The organism is Mesorhizobium sp. M00.F.Ca.ET.216.01.1.1 (genome assembly GCF_004010325.2).
In the GTDB taxonomy this organism is placed as follows: Bacteria; Pseudomonadota; Alphaproteobacteria; order Rhizobiales; family Rhizobiaceae; genus Mesorhizobium.
Genome location: NZ_SADR02000001.1, coordinates 462,108 through 478,632, shown reverse-complemented (window position 1 = coordinate 478,632; position 16,525 = coordinate 462,108). Strand labels below are relative to the sequence as shown.

The following is a 16,525-nucleotide window of genomic DNA, read 5'->3' as shown; positions in this document are numbered from 1 at the left end:
TGTTGGACTGGCAAAGGACGCGCTAACGCTCTTGAGTCTATGCATGGTCCTTCCGAAAACCGAAGCTGGTTTTCGGGGCTATGCATTAGTTGCTGCTAAGGTTGCAATGCACAAAGAGAGAGCCGGGCCCAAAAACCCGGCTTTTTCATGTGAAGAATCCCGGAATTCCGGGCTTTTTTCGTTTTTTCTGGCGCTTTTCGACTTGGTTGCCGAAGCGCTTCTTTCTAAAGTCCGTTTCCTGCCGGATGAGTCGTAAGTTCCGGTTTTCTCATGGAAGGGAATTTTGATGAACAAGAACGAACTGGTGTCCGCTGTCGCCGACGCCGCGAGCATTTCGAAGGGCGACGCGCAATCGGCTGTGGATGCGGTGTTTTCCGTAATCACCGGCGAGTTGAAAAAGGGCGGCGATGTCCGGCTTGTCGGCTTCGGAAATTTCACCGTGTCAAAGCGCGCGGCGTCGACCGGCCGCAACCCGCAGACCGGCGCGGAAGTGAAGATCCCCGCGCGCACCGTGCCGAAGTTTTCGGCTGGCAAGGGCCTCAAAGACGCGGTCAACTAAGACCCTTTTCTTTTCAGAGATCAGAAAAGCCGGGCTTGCTCGGCTTTTCTTTTGCGTTCGGCGCAGATGCGTTGGAGGGCAGGGGCTTTATCCCGTCGGCGCATCGGCGCGCATCAGCCCTTCCTTCTTGAGATCGGCCCAGAGTGCTGCGGGCAGCTTGGCGTCGAGCAGTGACCGGTTGCTTTCGACCTCACTTGGCCGCTGGCCGCCGGGGATCACCGACACCACAGAAGGATGCAGCAGCGGAAACTGCAACGCTGCCTCGATCAGGCGCACGCCGTGGCGCTTGCAGACCGCCTCGATGCCGGCGACACGATTGAGGATGTCCTGCGGCGCTTCGGAATAATTGTAGAAGGCGCCGGGCTTCGGTCCGGTTGCCAGGATGCCGGAATTGTACGGCCCGCCGAGAACGATGCCGATGCCACGCCTCTGACACAGCGGCAGGAACGATTCCAGCGCCTCCTGCTCCAGCAGCGTGTAGCGCCCGGCGAGCAGGAAAAGGTCGAAGTCGCCGCGCTCGGCCAGCGTCTGGGCGACCGGCCATTCGTTGATGCCGCCGCCGAAAGCCTTGATCGCCCCTTGGTCGCGCAGCGCCAGCAGCCCGTAATAGCCGGAACGCATGAACTCCTCGATGCGCTGGTCCGAGGCTTCCTTGCTGCCATGGGTGAAGATGTCGACATCATGCACGAAGAGGATGTCGATGCGGTCGACGCCGAGCCGTTCGAGCGAGGCTTCGAACGAGCGCATGACGCCATCATAGCTGTAGTCGTAGACTTCCTGCCGCGACGGCGTGTCGAAGAACTTGCCGATGCCGGTGCGCTGTTCCGGCGGGCAGGCGCGCATGAGGCGCCCAACCTTGCTCGACAGCACGTAGTCGTCGCGCTTTTTCGAGCGCAGGAACGGATTGAGCCGCGTTTCCGACAGGCCGAGCCCATAGAGCGGCGCGGTGTCGTAGTAACGGCAGCCGACCCGCCACGCCGCCTCCAGCGTGGAATTGGCATCCTCGTCGGAGACGGCGCGGTAGAGGTTTCCGAGCGGCGCCGTGCCGAAGCCAAGTTCCGTGAAGTCGATGCCATTGCCGATGCGGTCGAAATGCCGTGTCTTCATATTCTGCCGTTTCCTCTCTGTTTGCCCTGACACTATCACGCTTGTGGCCCATCAAAAGCGCTGCGTGCCGTTGGACACCGATTTTCGCGGTGATAGCATGAACAAAAACAAGCTGTTCGGGGAAGAAATGGCCAAAGAATCCAGACGGTTTTCTGGTTCCGGTAAGCGGGTACAACCGTCATGACCAATGCCGGCACGGATCTGTTCGGTATTGCGCTGAACGAGCTCGGCAACGTGCTGGCAAGGGTCGACGAGAGCCGCATCGATTCCGCCTGCGCCATGCTGGCCGGCGCGAGAAAGATCGCCGTCTATGGCTGCGGTCGCGAGGCGCTGCAGGTCAAGGGTTTCGCGATGCGGCTCTACCATCTCGGCCTGCCGGTGTCGGTGGTCGGCGACATGACCACGCCGCCGCTGGGCTCGGGCGATGTGTTCCTCGTCAGCTCCGGCCCGGGCGAGACTTCTACCGTGCTGACCTTGATGCAAATCGCCCGCGAAGCGGGTGCCACGATCCTGCTGCTGACCGCACAAGGCGAGAGCAGCGCGGCAAGACTTGCCGACTTCAGCTTGCTCATTCCCGCTCAGACCATGGCCAACGACCAGGGGTCGGAGAAGACATCCGTGCTGCCGATGGGATCGGTGTTTGAAGGCGCATTGTTCGTTCTGTTCGAGGTGATGGTGCTGAAGCTCCGAGATCTGACGGGCCAGTCACCGGAGACGATGCGCGCCCGCCACGCCAACATGGAGTAGCCGCCATGCGCTACGAATTGATGCTGCCACACCAGATCCGCAAGGCGATCGCCGAGAACTGGCCGGTCGTACTCCCGCTCGGCGTGCTCGAATACCATGGCGAGCACATGGCCGTCGGCATGGACACGCTGGCGGTCGTCAAGACGCTGGAACTGTTCGAGAAAGAGGCTGACATCGTCATCCTTCCGCCCTTCTACTACGGCGCGGCGAGCTACGCGGTGGCGCCGCCCGAGGGCAGCGGCTCGGTGCAGGTTGGTGGCAATGCGCTGGCGCCGTTCGCTGAGGAGCTGTTCTATAGCCTGCTGCGCATCGGCTTCCGCAACATCCACGCCATCATCCACCACCAGACCGAGAATTTTGCCGCCGGCATGCCGACCGATCTCTCTTTCAAGACCGCTGGCCGGCAGGCGATCTTCCGCTTCCTCGAAAAGGAACGCGGTGAGGGCTGGTGGGGCTCCGAGACGATGGCCGACTACTATGCCGCGCACGCCGAGGGGGCCAATTTCTTCAACTGGGTACAGGTGCATCCGCTGATGCCGGCCGCAATGAACGGCCAATACCCGTTCGACCACGCCGGTATCGGCGAGACCTCGCTGATGCTGGCATTGTGCCCGGAAGCGGTGGACGCCGGCCACTTCGCCGACAACAAGGGCTGGTACACGGCGACCGCGCCTGACGCTTCGGCGGAATTGGGGCAAAAGGGCGTCGCCATGATCCTCGATCATCTGCGGGAGATACTGTCGCGCTAGTGCGAATGCAGTGGTGCAGAATGAAAGCCGTAGCGATCCGTCGCGCCAGCATAAAGGCCTACGCCATTCGCAGATGTTGGAGATCGACGGCTGGTGGCCAGTCAGCAATCGCCTACTTCACCGCGCCCGCTGTCATGCCCATGATCAGGTAGCGTTCCAGCGCGATGCCGATAACGGCGAGCGGCGTGATTGCGGCGGTGGCAAGAGCGGCCATTGACCACCAGTTGATGCCTTGCGAGCCGGTCTGGCTCGCCACCATCACCGGAATGGTCTTGGCGTCGGTCGAGGTCAGCAGCGCTGCGAAGAAATACTCGTTCCAGCACAGCACCATCGCCAGGATAAAGGCGGCGACCATGCCCGGCAGCGCGATCGGCATGACAATGCGGAAGAAGGCACCCCAAATCGACAGGCCGTCGACCAGCGCGGCTTCCTCGAGCTCGACCGGTATCGAATTGAACTGGTCGCGCATGATCCAGATAACGATCGGCAGCACCATCAGCGTGTAGAGCAGGATCAGCCCGACGCGGGTGTCGAGCAGGGCGACTTCCCGGTAGAGCACGAGGAAGGGTAGCGCCAGTACGACCGGCGGCAGGATCAGCTGCGACAGGAAGAAGAAGGAAATGTCCTCGTTCCTGAACCAGGCAAATTTGTAACGGTAGCGGGTCAGCCCATACGCGGCGAGGCTGCCGATGATGATCGCCAGGCTCGACGCGCCGACCGAGGTGATGACCGAATTCATGAAGCGCTTGATGAACTCGTCGCGCACCGTCGAGGTCCGGAAGATCGAGTCCGGCGACAGGCCGAGCGAGCGCCAGCCTTTCCAGTCCGGCTGGAAGTCGATGAACGGAATGAGGTGGCCCTGGGTGACGTCGACCGCGGTCTTGAACGAGGTGGTGATCGTCCAATAGATCGGGAACAGGCAGATGAAGGCCCAGAACATCAGCGCGCCGTAGATGAAGACGCGATTAGCGACGAGGCTTGCCGGCGAGCGGATTTCGGAAGCGGCATAATCGGTGGTCTGAACGCTCATGTGGCCGGTCCGATCAATTGACGTTGCGCACGAAGCGGCTGGCGAATTTCAACAGCCACGTCACGAACACCACGATGAGGATCAGGTAGGCCATCGCCAGCATGGTGCCGTAGCCGACATTTGAGCGGTCACGGTACTCGCGGTAGATGAAGCTGGAGACGGAATCGGTCGCGCCGCCCGGCCCGCCGGAAGTGACGGTGATGATGATGTCGGCAAGCTTCAGCTTGAAGATGATGCGCAGGATGACCGCCGTCACCGACACCGGCAGCATGAGCGGGAAGGTCACCTGCCAGAAGGTTTGCCAGGCGCTGGCGCCGTCCACCCTAGCTGCCTCAAGCACCTCGCGCGACATCGCCTGCAGGCCGGCGAGCAGCATGATCATCATGAACGGGATGAAGGTCCAGGCATCAAGCACCATGATCGAGATGCGGGCGGTGATCGGGTTCGAGAAGAAGGCAGGATTTTCCCAACCGAGATGACGTGCCAGCGTCGCCGCCGGCCCGAACCGGTATTCCATCAGCGATTTGCCGATCATCCACGACACCGCGACCGGCGACAACATCAGCGGCATGAGGAAGACGACGCGGAAGAATTTTCGCGCGCGTATCTGCGCGTTGAGAAGCAGCGCTAGGCCGAAGGCGATGACGTACTCGACGAATACCGCCAGCACGTAAAGCACCATGTTGAACAGCGCGTTGCGATAATAGGAATCGCTCAGCATCTGCCAGAAATTATCGAGCCCGTTGAACTTGCGGCCGGAAAAGGAACTGAGGTTCCAGTCGGTCAGCGCGATGTAGAAACCGAAAAGCGTCGGGAAGATCACCATGGCGATGGTGAACAGCAGCGCCGGCAGCAGGAACAGCGCGCGTTGGCCGTCTTCGCCGCGCGTCAGCACCTGGCCGATGCCGAGTGCAATGCCCCACAAGACATAGGCGTAGACGACCGGCCGCCAGGTCTCGAAGCCGATGGTGTCGACCTCAGTCTTATAGAGGATCTGAACTGCGATCGTTGCCAAAAGGCCGAGCGTAGCAACAGCCATCAACGCCCAGCCGAGCCGCTTGCGGCCCGGCGATATCAGATCGGATGGAGCGGCGTTTGCCGGCCACGCATTGGTGGACAAAGTCTGGTCAGCCACGCATCTCGTCCGTTGACAGAAGGCTTCATGACCGGCCGGGCCAGTCAAGCTGCGATCCGGCGGCTTTGCGTCGCCGGATCACGATTCATTGTAGTATCAGCTTACATGCCGAGCGAGGCCTTGTAGAGCTTGATCTGGTTTTCGCGGCCAATCTGGTCGGTCAGCTTCTCCCAGGCGGCTGCGATGGCGTCGGCGCCTTCCTGCGCCTTCATCTTGCCGGCGAAAGTGTTGGCCAGGATATCCTCGGCGGCGCTGTAATACTGGAAGATGCCGGGGATGCGCGGCTCGATCGCCGCGTTCGGATGATTGTAGCTGTCGGCTTCGGACTTCAGATACGAGGTGATGAAGGCCTCGTCATAGCCCGCCGCCACCCATTCCGGAATGTTGAAATGGCTATTGCGGTAGGGCTGGAAGCCCGACGGATAGGCCGCGCACCAGAGCGACAGGTCCTTGCCGCCGAGATGAGCCGCGGCAGACCACGCCGCCTTCTTCTTCTTCTCGTCGGTATCGACGCGGGCCATGACATAGACGCCCCAGCCGAGATAAGCGCAGTTCGGCGCGTAGTTCGGCCCGCTGGCGAGCTTGTCCCACTGGCCGGTCTTGGAGTTGTAGACATCATCCGAGCCCGGCAGGATCGAGAAGCCCGTGATGTCGCCGACGACCGACGAGTCGTTGGTCTTGACGTTCGAGCCGACGTCGCCCCACCAGGTGACCATCGAACCGGTGCCGGCCAGGAACTGCTGGAAGGCGGTGGTGTTGGGGTCGGCATTGATCTGGTCGGCGGGCTCGGAGGGCAGCGCGTCGATCACGTCCTGGATCGCCCGCACCCAGGCCGGATTGTTGACGCGCGGCTTCATCGTGTCGGCGTCGAACAGCCAGGCCTTGTCGTCGGGATGCTTGGCATAAGCGCTGGCGCGGCTGCCGAGGAAGTAGAAGCCGAAACCGCCCCAGGGCTTGGGTGCGTCGAGGTAGCCAAAGATATCCTGGCCGTTCACCTGCTTGCCCTTGAGGAACTTGGTCACCGCCTGCACCTGCTGCCAGGTCTTCGGCACGCCCCATTCACCTTCGCCGCCGCCGTCCTTCCACGCCTTGGCGAGGTCGGCATCGGCGAACACGTCGGTGCGGTAGTTGAAGTTGTGCGCGTCGCCATCGACGGTCACGCGATACTGCTTGCCATCCCAAGTGCCGACCGGCGGCTGCAGATAGGCGACGACGTCCTTCATGTCGATCTGGTCCTTGACCCAGTCCGGCATCTCGGAGGTGAGGCCCTTGCCGCAGACATCGCCTTCGAACGGCGCGCCCATCTCGATGATGTCGAAATCGACGGTGCCGGTGGCGATCGACTGCTGCAGACGGGCATTATAGTCGGCCTGCGCCAGGTCGATCCAGTTGATCTTGGCGCCGGTGTAGGTCTCCCACGGCTTCAGGAAGCCGCGAAACAGCACATTGTGCAGGTTCTGGTTGTTGAGGCCCATGAAGGTGAGCTGGACGCCGGCGAATTCGCCTTCCTTGACGTTGGCCTTGGTCGCTTCCAGGCAAAGCTCGCCGACCTGCTGGAAGTCGGCATCGGTCGGCTGACCCTTGCCGACACCGGGGATTTGCAGGATTTTTGCGCGCAGATCATCGGCGGCGGCAGCCGGACGCGTCAGCGCGCCGAGCCCGGCACCGGATGCGGCTGCTAGCGCGGCCACGCTGGCCGCTCCCTTGAGGACATCGCGGCGGGTGGCTCCCGCACGGACAAGTTGGTTGTAAAGGCTGACTTTCATCTCATTCCTCCCAGAATTTCAATGGTGATCGTTTCAAATGCTTGGAGCCCTGGACGTGTTCCCCAACAACAGCGACTCCTGGAAATAGCGGCCCAAGTTTTCCTCCCGCGACGCTTCGATTTCCGTGGTCCGGACAAGCGTGCCGGCGCGCCCGGAACAGGGTCATAACCCGAGCCCTTTCACTATTCTCACAACCAAGTGCCGTGTCAACGAGAATGGGGTTTTTTATCTATAAAAGACTGACTTGCCCTTGCCGTTTGCGTTGGTTAGCTTCACCGCAACGAAAGGGGGCCCGATGGCTCAAGTCGCGATCAGCAATGTGGCCAAGGCGTTCGGAACCGTCAAGGTCCTGCACGAAGTCAGTGTCGACATCGCCGATGGTCAGTTCGTGGTGCTGGTCGGCCCTTCGGGTTGCGGCAAGTCCACGCTGCTCAGGATGGTGGCCGGGCTCGAAACCGTTTCGGGTGGCACGATCGCCATCGGCGACCGTGTCGTCAATCATTTGCCGCCGGCCAAGCGCGACATTGCCATGGTGTTCCAGAACTACGCGCTCTATCCGCACAAGACGGTGGAGCAGAACATGGCCTTTGCGCTGAAGCTGAGGAAGACCGACCCGGCGGTTGTCGCCGAACGGGTCAAGCGCGCGGCCGACATCCTCGACCTCAATCCCTATCTCAAGCGCTATCCGCGGCAGCTTTCCGGCGGCCAGCGCCAGCGCGTCGCCATGGGGCGCGCCATCGTGCGCAACCCGCAGGTGTTCCTGTTCGACGAGCCGCTCTCCAATCTCGACGCAAAGCTGCGCGTCCAGATGCGCACCGAGATCAAGGAACTGCACCAGCGGCTGAAGACCACCACCATCTATGTCACGCACGACCAGATCGAGGCCATGACCATGGCCGACAAGATCGTCGTCATGCGCGATGGCCGCATCGAGCAGGTCGGCGCGCCACTGGAACTGTTCGACCGGCCGGCCAATCTCTTCGTCGCCGGCTTCATCGGCTCGCCGTCGATGAACCTGCTCAAGGGCGTCGTGCGCAAGGGCGACAAGCCTGTCGTCGAGATCGCCGGCACGCCGTTCCCGATTGCTGCGAACAACACGGTAGAGAACGGACGCAACGTCGTCTACGGCGTGCGGCCAGAGCATCTCGAAATCCATCCCGACGGCGTGCCTGCGAAAATTTCCGTGGTTGAGCCGACCGGTTCCGAAACGTTGGTATTCCTGCGTTTCGGCGAGGGCGAGATGGTGGCGCTGTTCCGCGAGCGCCACGACTTCAAGCCCGGCGACACGCTTCGCCTGAAACCTCGGCTTGACCAGGTCCACCTCTTCGACGCAGAGACCGGTCAACGGCTCTGATTTTCACATCCAAAAAAACCCGTCCGGGAGGAACATCATGCTCAAAGGGATCAACCCGTTGCTCAATGCCGATGTGCTTCAGGCGCTGCGGGCAATGGGGCACGGCGACGACCTGATCATCGCCGACACCAATTTCCCCTCCGATTCGGTGGCGCGCCAGACCGTGCTTGGCCGGCTGCTGCGCATAGATGCGCCGGCGGCGGACGTGGTCAAGGCGGTGCTGTCGCTCTATCCGCTGGACAGCTTCGTTGACGACGCGGCCGCCCGCATGGAGATCGTCGGGCAGCCGGACGAGATCCCGCCCGTGCAGAGGCAAGTGCAAAAGGAGATCGATGCGGCGGAGGGCAAGCCATGGCCGATGATTTCTGTCGAGCGCTATGCATTCTACGAACGCGCCAAGAAGGCCTATTGCGTCATCCAGACCGGCGAGCGCCGCTTCTACGGCTGCTTTGCCTTCCGCAAGGGCGTTGTGCCGCCGGACGCGGAGTAGGTAGATGCCAGGCAAGCCCGTCGTCATACTCGGCGTCTTCGTCGCCGACACCGCCTACCGCGCCGCCCGCCAGCCGCGCATGGGCGAGACGCTGCTTGGCACATCCTTCACCCTTGGCCCGGGCGGCAAGGGTTCCAACCAGGCGGTGGCGGCCGGCCGGCTTGGGGCCGACATCACCTTCCTGACGCGGCTTGGCGTCGACCCCTTTGCCGACATGGCCAGGCAGACCTGGACACAGGCCGGCGTGAAGAGCGCCGTTATCGATACGCCTGAGAGTTACACCGGTGCGGCCTACATCTTCGTCGAGGAGACGAGCGGCAACAACGCCATCATCGTCAGCCCCGGTGCCGCCATGCTGATTTCGCCTGCCGATATCGACGCCCATGCCGGGCTGATCCGCTCGGCCGGCGTCTTCGTCACCCAGCTCGAACAGCCGATCGAAGCGGCGCTGCGGGCGCTCGAGATTGCGCGCGGGGCAGGGGTCACGACTATCCTCAACCCGGCCCCGGCGGCAAGCCTGCCTGCCCGCATCTACACGCTCTGCGACTTTGTCACGCCCAACGAGACCGAGGCAGAGGAACTGACCGGCATCAAGGTTTCGTCGATCGACGATGCCCGCCGCGCCGCCGACAGTCTGCTCAAAAAGGGCGTCAGCGCCGTCATAGTGACGCTCGGCGACAAGGGTGCGCTCCTGCATACGGCTGATCGCTCCGACCATGTCGATGCTGTCAATGCCGGCCCGGTGGTCGAGACCACCGGCGCAGGCGATGCCTTCAACGGCGGCCTGGCCGCGGCTTTGGCGAGAGGAGTGGAACCGTTGCAGGCGGTGCGCTTCGCCTGCGCCGTCGCTGGCATTTCGGTGACCAGGCACGGCACCGCGCCGTCAATGCCGACGCTGCAAGAGGTTGAAGCGCTGCTCGCTAGGGGGTGAGGCTCGCGCAACCTCACCGGCGCTCTCCAATTTGGTCCGTTCCGACCACGGGTTGCACATTAGCAACAGTTAATATTAATCGGCAATCCCATCTTGCGCCATCGGCATAGGTGTCCCGTAATGGATCACTGTGTCTGGCACCGCAATTGCACTGTCAGCAATGCCGGGGTCGACCATCACCGGCAGTCGGGGGCAATCTGGGGGGCCCCGCCGCTTCGCAAATGGGGCGACGGGCTCTTTAACGACCGATTTGAACGCCTAAATCGCCAAACATTGGGTGCTGGGCAACTATGTATTTTCGGCAATTTTTGGTGGGCATGTTCGCGACGTCGTTCATCGTGGCGATCAGGGCTGAAGTAGAAACCGGTTCCGTCTGGACGGCGCTCGGTTGGGCTATTCTCGCGATGATCATTCTTCAGGTTGGCTATATCGGTCTGGTCGTCAGCTTGATCCACAGTCGGGCATGGAGAGGCGCCGAGGCAAGCCAGGCATCGGCAAATTCCACGCCGCCGCTTGGTGGAGATTTGCGGAAATCTCGGCAGCGATGGCATCGAGCGCGTCTGCGGTAGCTGGTTCGAGCCGTTTGCGGCCAGCACCTGAGCAGTTGCTTTGGCCTGAAATGCTGATGATCGAGCTTCCGCTGCAAGGGGCGCGGGCTGCTCCGACAGGAACGCAACGAAAAAGTTGAAACTCTCCGGAAAATGAAAGTTGAAACTTTTTTGAGAGCAGGGCCTAAGCCCTTGAAATAAATGGCGCGAGTGACGGGGCTCGAACCCGCGACCTCCGGCGTGACAGGCCGGCACTCTAACCGACTGAGCTACACCCGCGCACAAGACGAACACGTGTCAGCCGTGTTTGTCGTTGGGGCGGTGGATAAGGGGTTCGCCACTGGGTGTCAAGCGCGCCGTGACAGCATAACAGCAAACAGGAGAAGGTTTTTTGACAAGCGGCCTTTGCTAGCCAAAACATTGATGGCCGGGACCCTGCCTGCTCATTTGGCCTTGCGAAGCCTGCCTTAACTGCTTAAAGGTCCGGCCCGGAGCGGGCGATTAGCTCAGTTGGTAGAGCGCTTCGTTTACACCGAAGATGTCGGCGGTTCGAGCCCGTCATCGCCCACCAGTTTCCCCACAGTGTCGTCAGGATGCTTCGGCTGATCGATCGGATTGGCACCTGTTCAGTACCGGATGGCGCGCCGCTCCAGCAGGACTACCGCGCAAAACAGCACGATCGACAACGACGACGACAGCACGATCGCCGCATAAAGCCGGTCCGACTGGTAGTTGAAGGTCGCCTGGATGATCAGCGCACCGAGACCCTTGTCTGAGCCGATCCACTCGCCGACGATGGCGCCAATGACGGCGGTCGCGGACGCGATCCTCAAGGAGGAAAACAGCATTGGCAGGGCTCTTGGCAGACGCAGGCTCCAGAATATCTCCCAGCGCGTCGCCGACAGCACCCGAAACAGCTCGTGCTCGCTGTCGCTTGCCGAATCCAGCCCGCGGATCATGTTCACCAGCGTCGGGAAGAAGCAGATGACTGCCGCGATGACGATCTTCGGTGTCATGCCGAGACCGAAGATCAGGATGATGATCGGCGACAGCGCAAGCACCGGGATCGTGTTGAAGAACAGCACGATCGGAAAATAGGCGGCTTGCAGCATGCGGCTGTGCACGAACAGCACCGCAAGCAGCACGCCGGCAAGATTGCCGATGACGAACCCCGCCAAGGCCTCGACCAGCGTTGGCCTGAGATTGCCGAACAGAAGCGCCAGGTTCTTCTCGAAGACGCCGAATATAGCCGTCGGCGTCGGCACGATATAGGCCGGCACGCCGAGCCAAGGCAGCAGGAACTGCCAGGCGAGCAGGATCGACGCGGCGCCGAAAACGGGCAGGGCGATCGCCAGTGCCGGCAGCAAAGGTGCCTGTCTCATGAGGCCTGCTCCAGCGCGCTGCGCAATTCAGCCATGGCGGAGATGATTGCCGGATCCTCGCGCGAGCAGCGGTTTGCTTCCTGCTTGAACGGCCGCATGTCCATATCCTTGACCAGGCGCCCCGGATTGGCGGCGAGAACGATGACCCGCTCGCCGAGATAGGCGGCTTCGGCGATCGAATGGGTGACGAAAAGGATTGTCGCGCGCGAGCGTCGCCACAAGGCCAGAAGCTCGTCGTTGAGGCGGTCGCGCGTGATCTCGTCCAGCGCGCCGAAAGGTTCGTCCATCAGCAGTAGCTGGGGCTGTCCAAGCAGGGCGCGGGCGATCGCCACCCGCTGCCGCTGGCCACCCGACAGCTGGTGCGGGAGACGCTCGCCGAAGCCGGCAAGGCCCATCAGCGCCAGCAACTGGTCGGTGCGGTCGTCGATTGTTCGGGTAAGCCGGCCTTGCCCGACATCGAGCGGCAGGCGGACGTTGTCGCGCACCGTGCGCCAGGGCAGCAGTGTCGAGTCCTGGAAGACGAAGCCGACATCACGGCGCGAACGAACCGCATGCGGCGTCTCTCCAAGCACGCTGATCGTTCCGCCGAGCGGCTCGAGCAGGTCGGCGACCACCCGAAGCAAGGTCGACTTGCCGCATCCCGACGGTCCGAGGATCGATAGAAAGGAGCCGGCCTGGACCGTGAGGTCGAGGCCGGAGAGCACTTTCACCGCTTGCCGTCGGCTGCCATAACCGACATCCAGCTTGCGGGCCTCGATCGCGTTCGCCATCAAGCGGCGGGCGCGTCGAGCTTGGGCCGGTCGGCAGCCGACAATTCGAGGATCTTGGCGGTGTAGACGTCCGCCGCCGCCGGCCGGCCGTTCGGATACTGGCCGACCTTGTCCAGCAGCGCCAACTGCTCCTCGATGGAGGCTGGATCGAATGTTCCCCATCCGTCCTTGGCGGTCGCCGCGTCGAAGGAGAGCTTCAGCACAAGATTGACGGTTTTCTGTTCCCAGCCGAGATCCATTTCCGGATAGGCCGCGACCATCTTCTTCACCGCCTCCTGCGGATTGGCGTGCACCCAGCCCCAGCCCTTCGCGACAGCGCCGATGAATTTCGCCAGCGTGTCCGGGTCCTGCTCTATCGCCGTGTCGGTGGCGAAGTAGACGTCGGCGTAAGAGTTCAGCCCGAGATCGCGTACCAGAAGATCGATGCGGTCATCTCCGACGACGCTCAGCGCCTGCGTGTTGGTGATCCAGCCGCCGATGGCATCGACGTCGCCGCGCACCAGTGGCGCCTTGTCGAAACCGACATTGACGACAGTGACCTCGGAGGGGTCGATGCCGTTCTTCGAAAGGATCTCGTCGATAACGAAACGCGCCGTCGGCTGAATGCCGATCTTCTTGCCCTTGAGGTCCGACACGCCTCGGATCGGATTCGCGGCCTTCGAGGTGAACGCATAGGGGCCGGTGCGAAAGCCGCAGGCGATGATCCTTACCGGTACGCCGCTGGCCCGCGCGGCATAAAGCTGCGGCGTTTCCGAGAATTGGCCGAGCTGCGCCGCGCCGGAGATGACAGGCGGCACCGTCGAGGCATTGGGCCCGCCGGGACTGAATTCCACCTCGAGCCCGGCATCCCTGAAATAGCCATTGGCGACGGCAGCGATGTCACCGATCTGCCCGTTCGACATCAGCCAGTCATACTGGATGACGACCTTTCCAGCCGCTTTGGCGCCTGGAGTGAGCAAAAGCTGCATGCCGGAAGATGCGGCCACCAGGCCGGAAAAACCGGTCTTTACGAAGGTGCGGCGGTTCATGTCGTATTGTTGGTTCCCACTCATTTTTCGCTCCTGTTGCAAGACTTGTTTCGTCTCTTGGCCGCGCCGCTCCCGCCGGCGCGGCTCGTCTACGGCTGTTCGTCGTGGTAGTCGCCTGGGCCGCCGTCGAGCCAGGCGTATAGCTCCCAAAGTGTGTCGTCAGGGTCGGTGAAATAGGCGCAGCGCGCATTCCAGCCGTAGTCCTGGGGCAGGCCATGGAATGGCACGCCCTTGGCCGTCAGCTCGCTATGGAGCCGGTCGATGTCGCCGGGTGCGTCAAGCCTGACCGCGACGCAGACCTTGTGTGTGTGGCGCGGCGACCGCAGGTTCGACACGCCGGTGTGTCTGTTGATGTGATCAATCTCCCACGCGGCGAGTGTGACGCCCTCGCCATGGAAATCCGCAAAACCTTCGGCACGGCGGCGTAGCCGGAAGCCGAGTTTCTCGACGTAGAAATCCACCGTGCGCTGGATATCCTCGACGAGCAGGCAGACGTCTGAAATCCGGTTCACACCGCCGATCGGCATGGCTATTTCCCTTCGCCACTGCGTTTCGGGCGCGAGGCCGGCAGCTTGACGCCGACGCGGTCGGCGGCGCCGATGATATGGGCGCGCATCGCCGCTTCGGCGGTTTTCGGATTGCCGGCGACCAGTGCTTCGTAGATGCACACATGCTCCCCGACATTGATCTCCACGAGGTCGTGCAGCGGGTTGGTGAGACGGGCATAGTGGATCGAGCGGCGGATTTGCTCGCAGACGAAGGAAATGAAGGTGTGGATGTAATTGTTGCCGGTGGCGCGCGCGATCTCGCGATGAAACAAAAGGTCAGCATCGATGCTGCCTTCTTCCCAGCGCTCCTCGCCGCTCATGCGGTCGAGCGCAGCCTTGATTGCATCGAGGTGCTCCTGGTTGCGCCGTTCGGCGGCAAGCGCGGCTGACTCGGCTTCAAGGATGCAGCGCAGCTCGAACAGCCGCTCCATGTTCTGCATCTCCTTGAGCGCTTCGCCGTCGATGCGGATCGATGCGCGCTGCTCTGGCGCCAGCACAAAGGCGCCGATGCCTTGCCGCGCCTCGATCATGCCGTCGGCTCTGAGCTGTGCGATCGCCTCACGCACCACATTGCGGCTGACGCCGAATTTCTCCGAAAGCTGCTGCTCGGTCGGCAGCCGCGTGCCCGGATTGAGCTCCCCGGACTCGATCTCGCGGCTGAGGAAGGTGGCGACGCGATGCGGCAGCGCTTCAACGGTGCCGATGGCAGCCAGTCGTTGTTTCATGAAAAAGTCTCCATCGAAGGAAAGAGGCAACCGGGGTTCATCAACCCAGCGGGATCGAGCGCATTTTTCAGCGCGGTAATCAGCCGGCGATGGGGCGGAGCCAATCCGGCCCAGAAAGCGCTATGGCGGGTGCGACCGATGCCGTGCTCGGCGCTGATCGAGCCGCCCAGCGAGTTGACGATCTGGTAGAGCCCGGCCGTGATGTCCGCGCCCGCAGTACGGGCATCGCGCTCCGCAAGGCCGAGTGGCGGCAGGACGTTGAAATGGATGTTGCCATCGCCGGCATGGCCGTAGGCCTGCGGCAGCCAGCCCGGATGTTCGAGCGCAACGAAGCGGCGGGCCTGATCGATGAGGGCAGGGATGTCCAAGATCCGCACGGCAAGATCGGTGCGCACATGGTAGCCTCGCTTTGCCTGGCCTTCGACCAGCCCTTCGCGGATCGCCCAGAAGGCCTTGGCCTGCGCGCCACTTTCGGCAAACAGGGCAGCTGTGATGAGGCCTTTCTCCATGGCGTCGGCAAGGAATTCGACCAGCATCGCGCGCAGATCGACCGCGCCGCCGGAGGACAGCTCGATCAACACGTGAACGGGAGCATCGACCGGCGCAACGATGTTGGCGTCGATCAGCCGCGCTAGATCGATGCATTCCGAGCCGATGATCTCGAAGGCCGATATCAGATCGGAACAACCCCGGCGAGCTTCCCGGAACAGCGCGACGGCCGCTTCGAATGAGGCAACGCCAAGATACGCGGTCTCGACCCGGGCAGGCTTCGGAAACAGCTTGACCTCGACGCCGGTAATGATGCCTAGCGTTCCTTCGCTGCCTATGAAAAGCTGCTTCAGATCATAGCCGCAATTGTCCTTGCGCAGGCCGGAGAGGCCGTTCCACAATTCGCCGTCCGCAAGCACGACTTCAAGGCCGAGGATCAGATCGCGCGCCATGCCGTAGCGCAGCACGTTGACGCCGCCGGCGTTGCTTGCTGCATTGCCGCCGATCTGGCAGCTCCCCTGGGCGCCGAGCGCCAGCGGAAACAGGCAATCCTGCTCTTCGGCTGCATCCTTGATATGCTGCAGGATACAACCGGCGTCAGCCTGCAGGATGAAATTGCCTGCGTCGACAAGACGGATGGCATTCAACCGCTCCAGGCTGACGACCACCGCGCCGCGGGCCTCGATGTCGACCGCGCCCGCCACCAGCCCGGTGTTGCCGCCTTGCGGGATAATCCTAAGTCCGAGCGCGCCGCATAGCTTCACGACGGCCTGAACCTCAGTGACCGAAGCCGGCTTCAGCACGGCAACGGCGCCGCCGTGATGATCACCGGACCAGTCCCCCAGATATTTCGTCATGCCGGCGGCGTCGACCGTCACGCCCATTGGCCCGACGGCACCCGCAAGGGCAGCGAGAACTTCTGACGGAATACCGTGAACGGTCATCATTTGGCCCGACTGAGACATAGGGTCATATATATCATCCTACAACTGGACGTCAACGACCGGCTGCTTGGAGCACAGGCTGATCAGATATCATCATGTAACGGTGAGGGAGTTTGGTCCCGACGGCATTCGAACGTGCCGCTATCGCAGCGGAAGTCTGCTCGCTGGCTAACAGGCGGATGCTAGCGTCCGCACCCAGCTAAATCTGCACCCAGCTAGCGCC

At 62.3% G+C, this 16,525-nt stretch carries 18 protein-coding genes and 2 tRNA genes; 9 read left to right on the top strand and 11 right to left on the bottom strand.

The genetic code is table 11. From position 1 onward, the window contains the following. Positions 1-43 precede the first annotated feature (43 nt). Complete coding sequence (locus EN859_RS02445; RefSeq protein ID WP_127852231.1) at positions 44-256, top strand: hypothetical protein; 213 nt, start codon at positions 44-46, stop codon at positions 254-256. Between the two features lie 30 nt (positions 257-286). After that, a complete protein-coding gene (locus EN859_RS02440) occupies positions 287-559 on the top strand; it encodes an HU family DNA-binding protein (protein ID WP_006201846.1) in 273 nt (90 codons plus the stop codon). 87 nt (positions 560-646) lie between these two features. Here the strand turns inward: EN859_RS02440 and EN859_RS02435 are convergent, their stop codons facing one another. After that, entirely contained in the window at positions 647-1,666 is a 1,020-nt protein-coding gene (locus EN859_RS02435; RefSeq protein ID WP_127852230.1) for an aldo/keto reductase, read from the bottom strand. A gap of 180 nt (positions 1,667-1,846) precedes the next feature. Between EN859_RS02435 and hxlB the strand changes: the two genes are divergently transcribed. Continuing rightward, positions 1,847-2,413, top strand: coding sequence for a 6-phospho-3-hexuloisomerase (gene hxlB, locus EN859_RS02430; RefSeq protein ID WP_127852229.1), 567 nt, complete (start codon positions 1,847-1,849; stop codon positions 2,411-2,413). Between the two features lie 5 nt (positions 2,414-2,418). Beyond that, a complete protein-coding gene (locus EN859_RS02425; protein WP_127852228.1) occupies positions 2,419-3,162 on the top strand; it encodes a creatininase family protein in 744 nt (247 codons plus the stop codon). A gap of 112 nt (positions 3,163-3,274) precedes the next feature. Here the strand turns inward: EN859_RS02425 and EN859_RS02420 are convergent, their stop codons facing one another. The 3 genes from EN859_RS02420 to EN859_RS02410 form a co-directional block, all read right to left on the bottom strand. Beyond that, the gene (locus tag EN859_RS02420; RefSeq protein WP_127852227.1) at positions 3,275-4,192 is read right to left on the bottom strand and encodes a carbohydrate ABC transporter permease; all 918 of its coding nucleotides are present in this window, start codon (positions 4,190-4,192) and stop codon (positions 3,275-3,277) included. Positions 4,193-4,205: 13 nt separating this feature from the next. Next, positions 4,206-5,327, bottom strand: a complete 1,122-nt coding sequence (locus EN859_RS02415) for a sugar ABC transporter permease (RefSeq protein WP_127852226.1) — start codon at positions 5,325-5,327, stop codon at positions 4,206-4,208. Positions 5,328-5,428: 101 nt separating this feature from the next. Further along, positions 5,429-7,093, bottom strand: coding sequence for a sugar ABC transporter substrate-binding protein (locus tag EN859_RS02410; RefSeq protein WP_127852225.1), 1,665 nt, complete (start codon positions 7,091-7,093; stop codon positions 5,429-5,431). A gap of 295 nt (positions 7,094-7,388) precedes the next feature. Here EN859_RS02410 and ugpC point away from each other — a divergent pair, with 295 nt between their 5' ends. From ugpC to EN859_RS02390, 4 genes are all read left to right on the top strand, one after another. Beyond that, on the top strand, positions 7,389-8,447 hold the full coding sequence (ugpC, locus tag EN859_RS02405) for a sn-glycerol-3-phosphate ABC transporter ATP-binding protein UgpC (protein ID WP_127852224.1): 1,059 nt from the start codon (positions 7,389-7,391) through the stop codon (positions 8,445-8,447). 37 nt (positions 8,448-8,484) lie between these two features. Then, positions 8,485-8,937: an RbsD/FucU family protein gene (locus tag EN859_RS02400; protein WP_127852223.1), complete on the top strand. Its 453-nt coding sequence runs from the start codon at positions 8,485-8,487 to the stop codon at positions 8,935-8,937. A 4-nt stretch (positions 8,938-8,941) separates the two neighbouring features. Beyond that, positions 8,942-9,868, top strand: coding sequence for a ribokinase (gene rbsK / locus EN859_RS02395; protein ID WP_127852222.1), 927 nt, complete (start codon positions 8,942-8,944; stop codon positions 9,866-9,868). A gap of 317 nt (positions 9,869-10,185) precedes the next feature. Then, positions 10,186-10,437 carry a hypothetical protein gene (locus tag EN859_RS02390; RefSeq protein ID WP_245525447.1) on the top strand — a complete coding sequence of 84 codons (252 nt, stop codon included), beginning with the start codon at positions 10,186-10,188 and terminating at the stop codon, positions 10,435-10,437. A 181-nt stretch (positions 10,438-10,618) separates the two neighbouring features. On the opposite strand, the gene EN859_RS02385 is transcribed toward EN859_RS02390, so the two are convergent. After that, positions 10,619-10,695 (bottom strand) — tRNA-Asp (locus EN859_RS02385). A gap of 216 nt (positions 10,696-10,911) precedes the next feature. On the opposite strand from EN859_RS02385, the gene EN859_RS02380 reads away from it, so the two are divergent. Next, positions 10,912-10,987 (top strand) — tRNA-Val (locus EN859_RS02380). Positions 10,988-11,042: 55 nt separating this feature from the next. Here the strand turns inward: EN859_RS02380 and EN859_RS02375 are convergent. The 6 genes from EN859_RS02375 to EN859_RS02350 all read right to left on the bottom strand — a co-directional run bounded on the left by EN859_RS02375 (position 11,043) and on the right by EN859_RS02350 (position 16,302). After that, on the bottom strand, positions 11,043-11,798 hold the full coding sequence (locus EN859_RS02375) for an ABC transporter permease (RefSeq protein ID WP_127852220.1): 756 nt from the start codon (positions 11,796-11,798) through the stop codon (positions 11,043-11,045). Beyond that, on the bottom strand, positions 11,795-12,568 hold the full coding sequence (locus EN859_RS02370; RefSeq protein ID WP_127852219.1) for an ABC transporter ATP-binding protein: 774 nt from the start codon (positions 12,566-12,568) through the stop codon (positions 11,795-11,797). The genes EN859_RS02375 and EN859_RS02370 overlap by 4 nt, the downstream gene beginning before the upstream one ends. Beyond that, positions 12,568-13,596, bottom strand: a complete 1,029-nt coding sequence (locus EN859_RS02365; protein ID WP_127852315.1) for an ABC transporter substrate-binding protein — start codon at positions 13,594-13,596, stop codon at positions 12,568-12,570. The genes EN859_RS02370 and EN859_RS02365 overlap by 1 nt, the downstream gene beginning before the upstream one ends. Before the next feature lie 89 nt (positions 13,597-13,685). Continuing rightward, positions 13,686-14,123 (bottom strand): VOC family protein, encoded by a 438-nt coding sequence (locus EN859_RS02360; RefSeq protein WP_189501629.1) that lies wholly within the window; start codon positions 14,121-14,123, stop codon positions 13,686-13,688. A 2-nt stretch (positions 14,124-14,125) separates the two neighbouring features. Further along, positions 14,126-14,869: a FadR/GntR family transcriptional regulator gene (locus tag EN859_RS02355; protein ID WP_127852218.1), complete on the bottom strand. Its 744-nt coding sequence runs from the start codon at positions 14,867-14,869 to the stop codon at positions 14,126-14,128. Next, positions 14,866-16,302 (bottom strand): FAD-binding oxidoreductase, encoded by a 1,437-nt coding sequence (locus EN859_RS02350; protein WP_127852313.1) that lies wholly within the window; start codon positions 16,300-16,302, stop codon positions 14,866-14,868. The genes EN859_RS02355 and EN859_RS02350 overlap by 4 nt, the downstream gene beginning before the upstream one ends. Between the last annotated feature and the right edge of the window lie 223 nt (positions 16,303-16,525).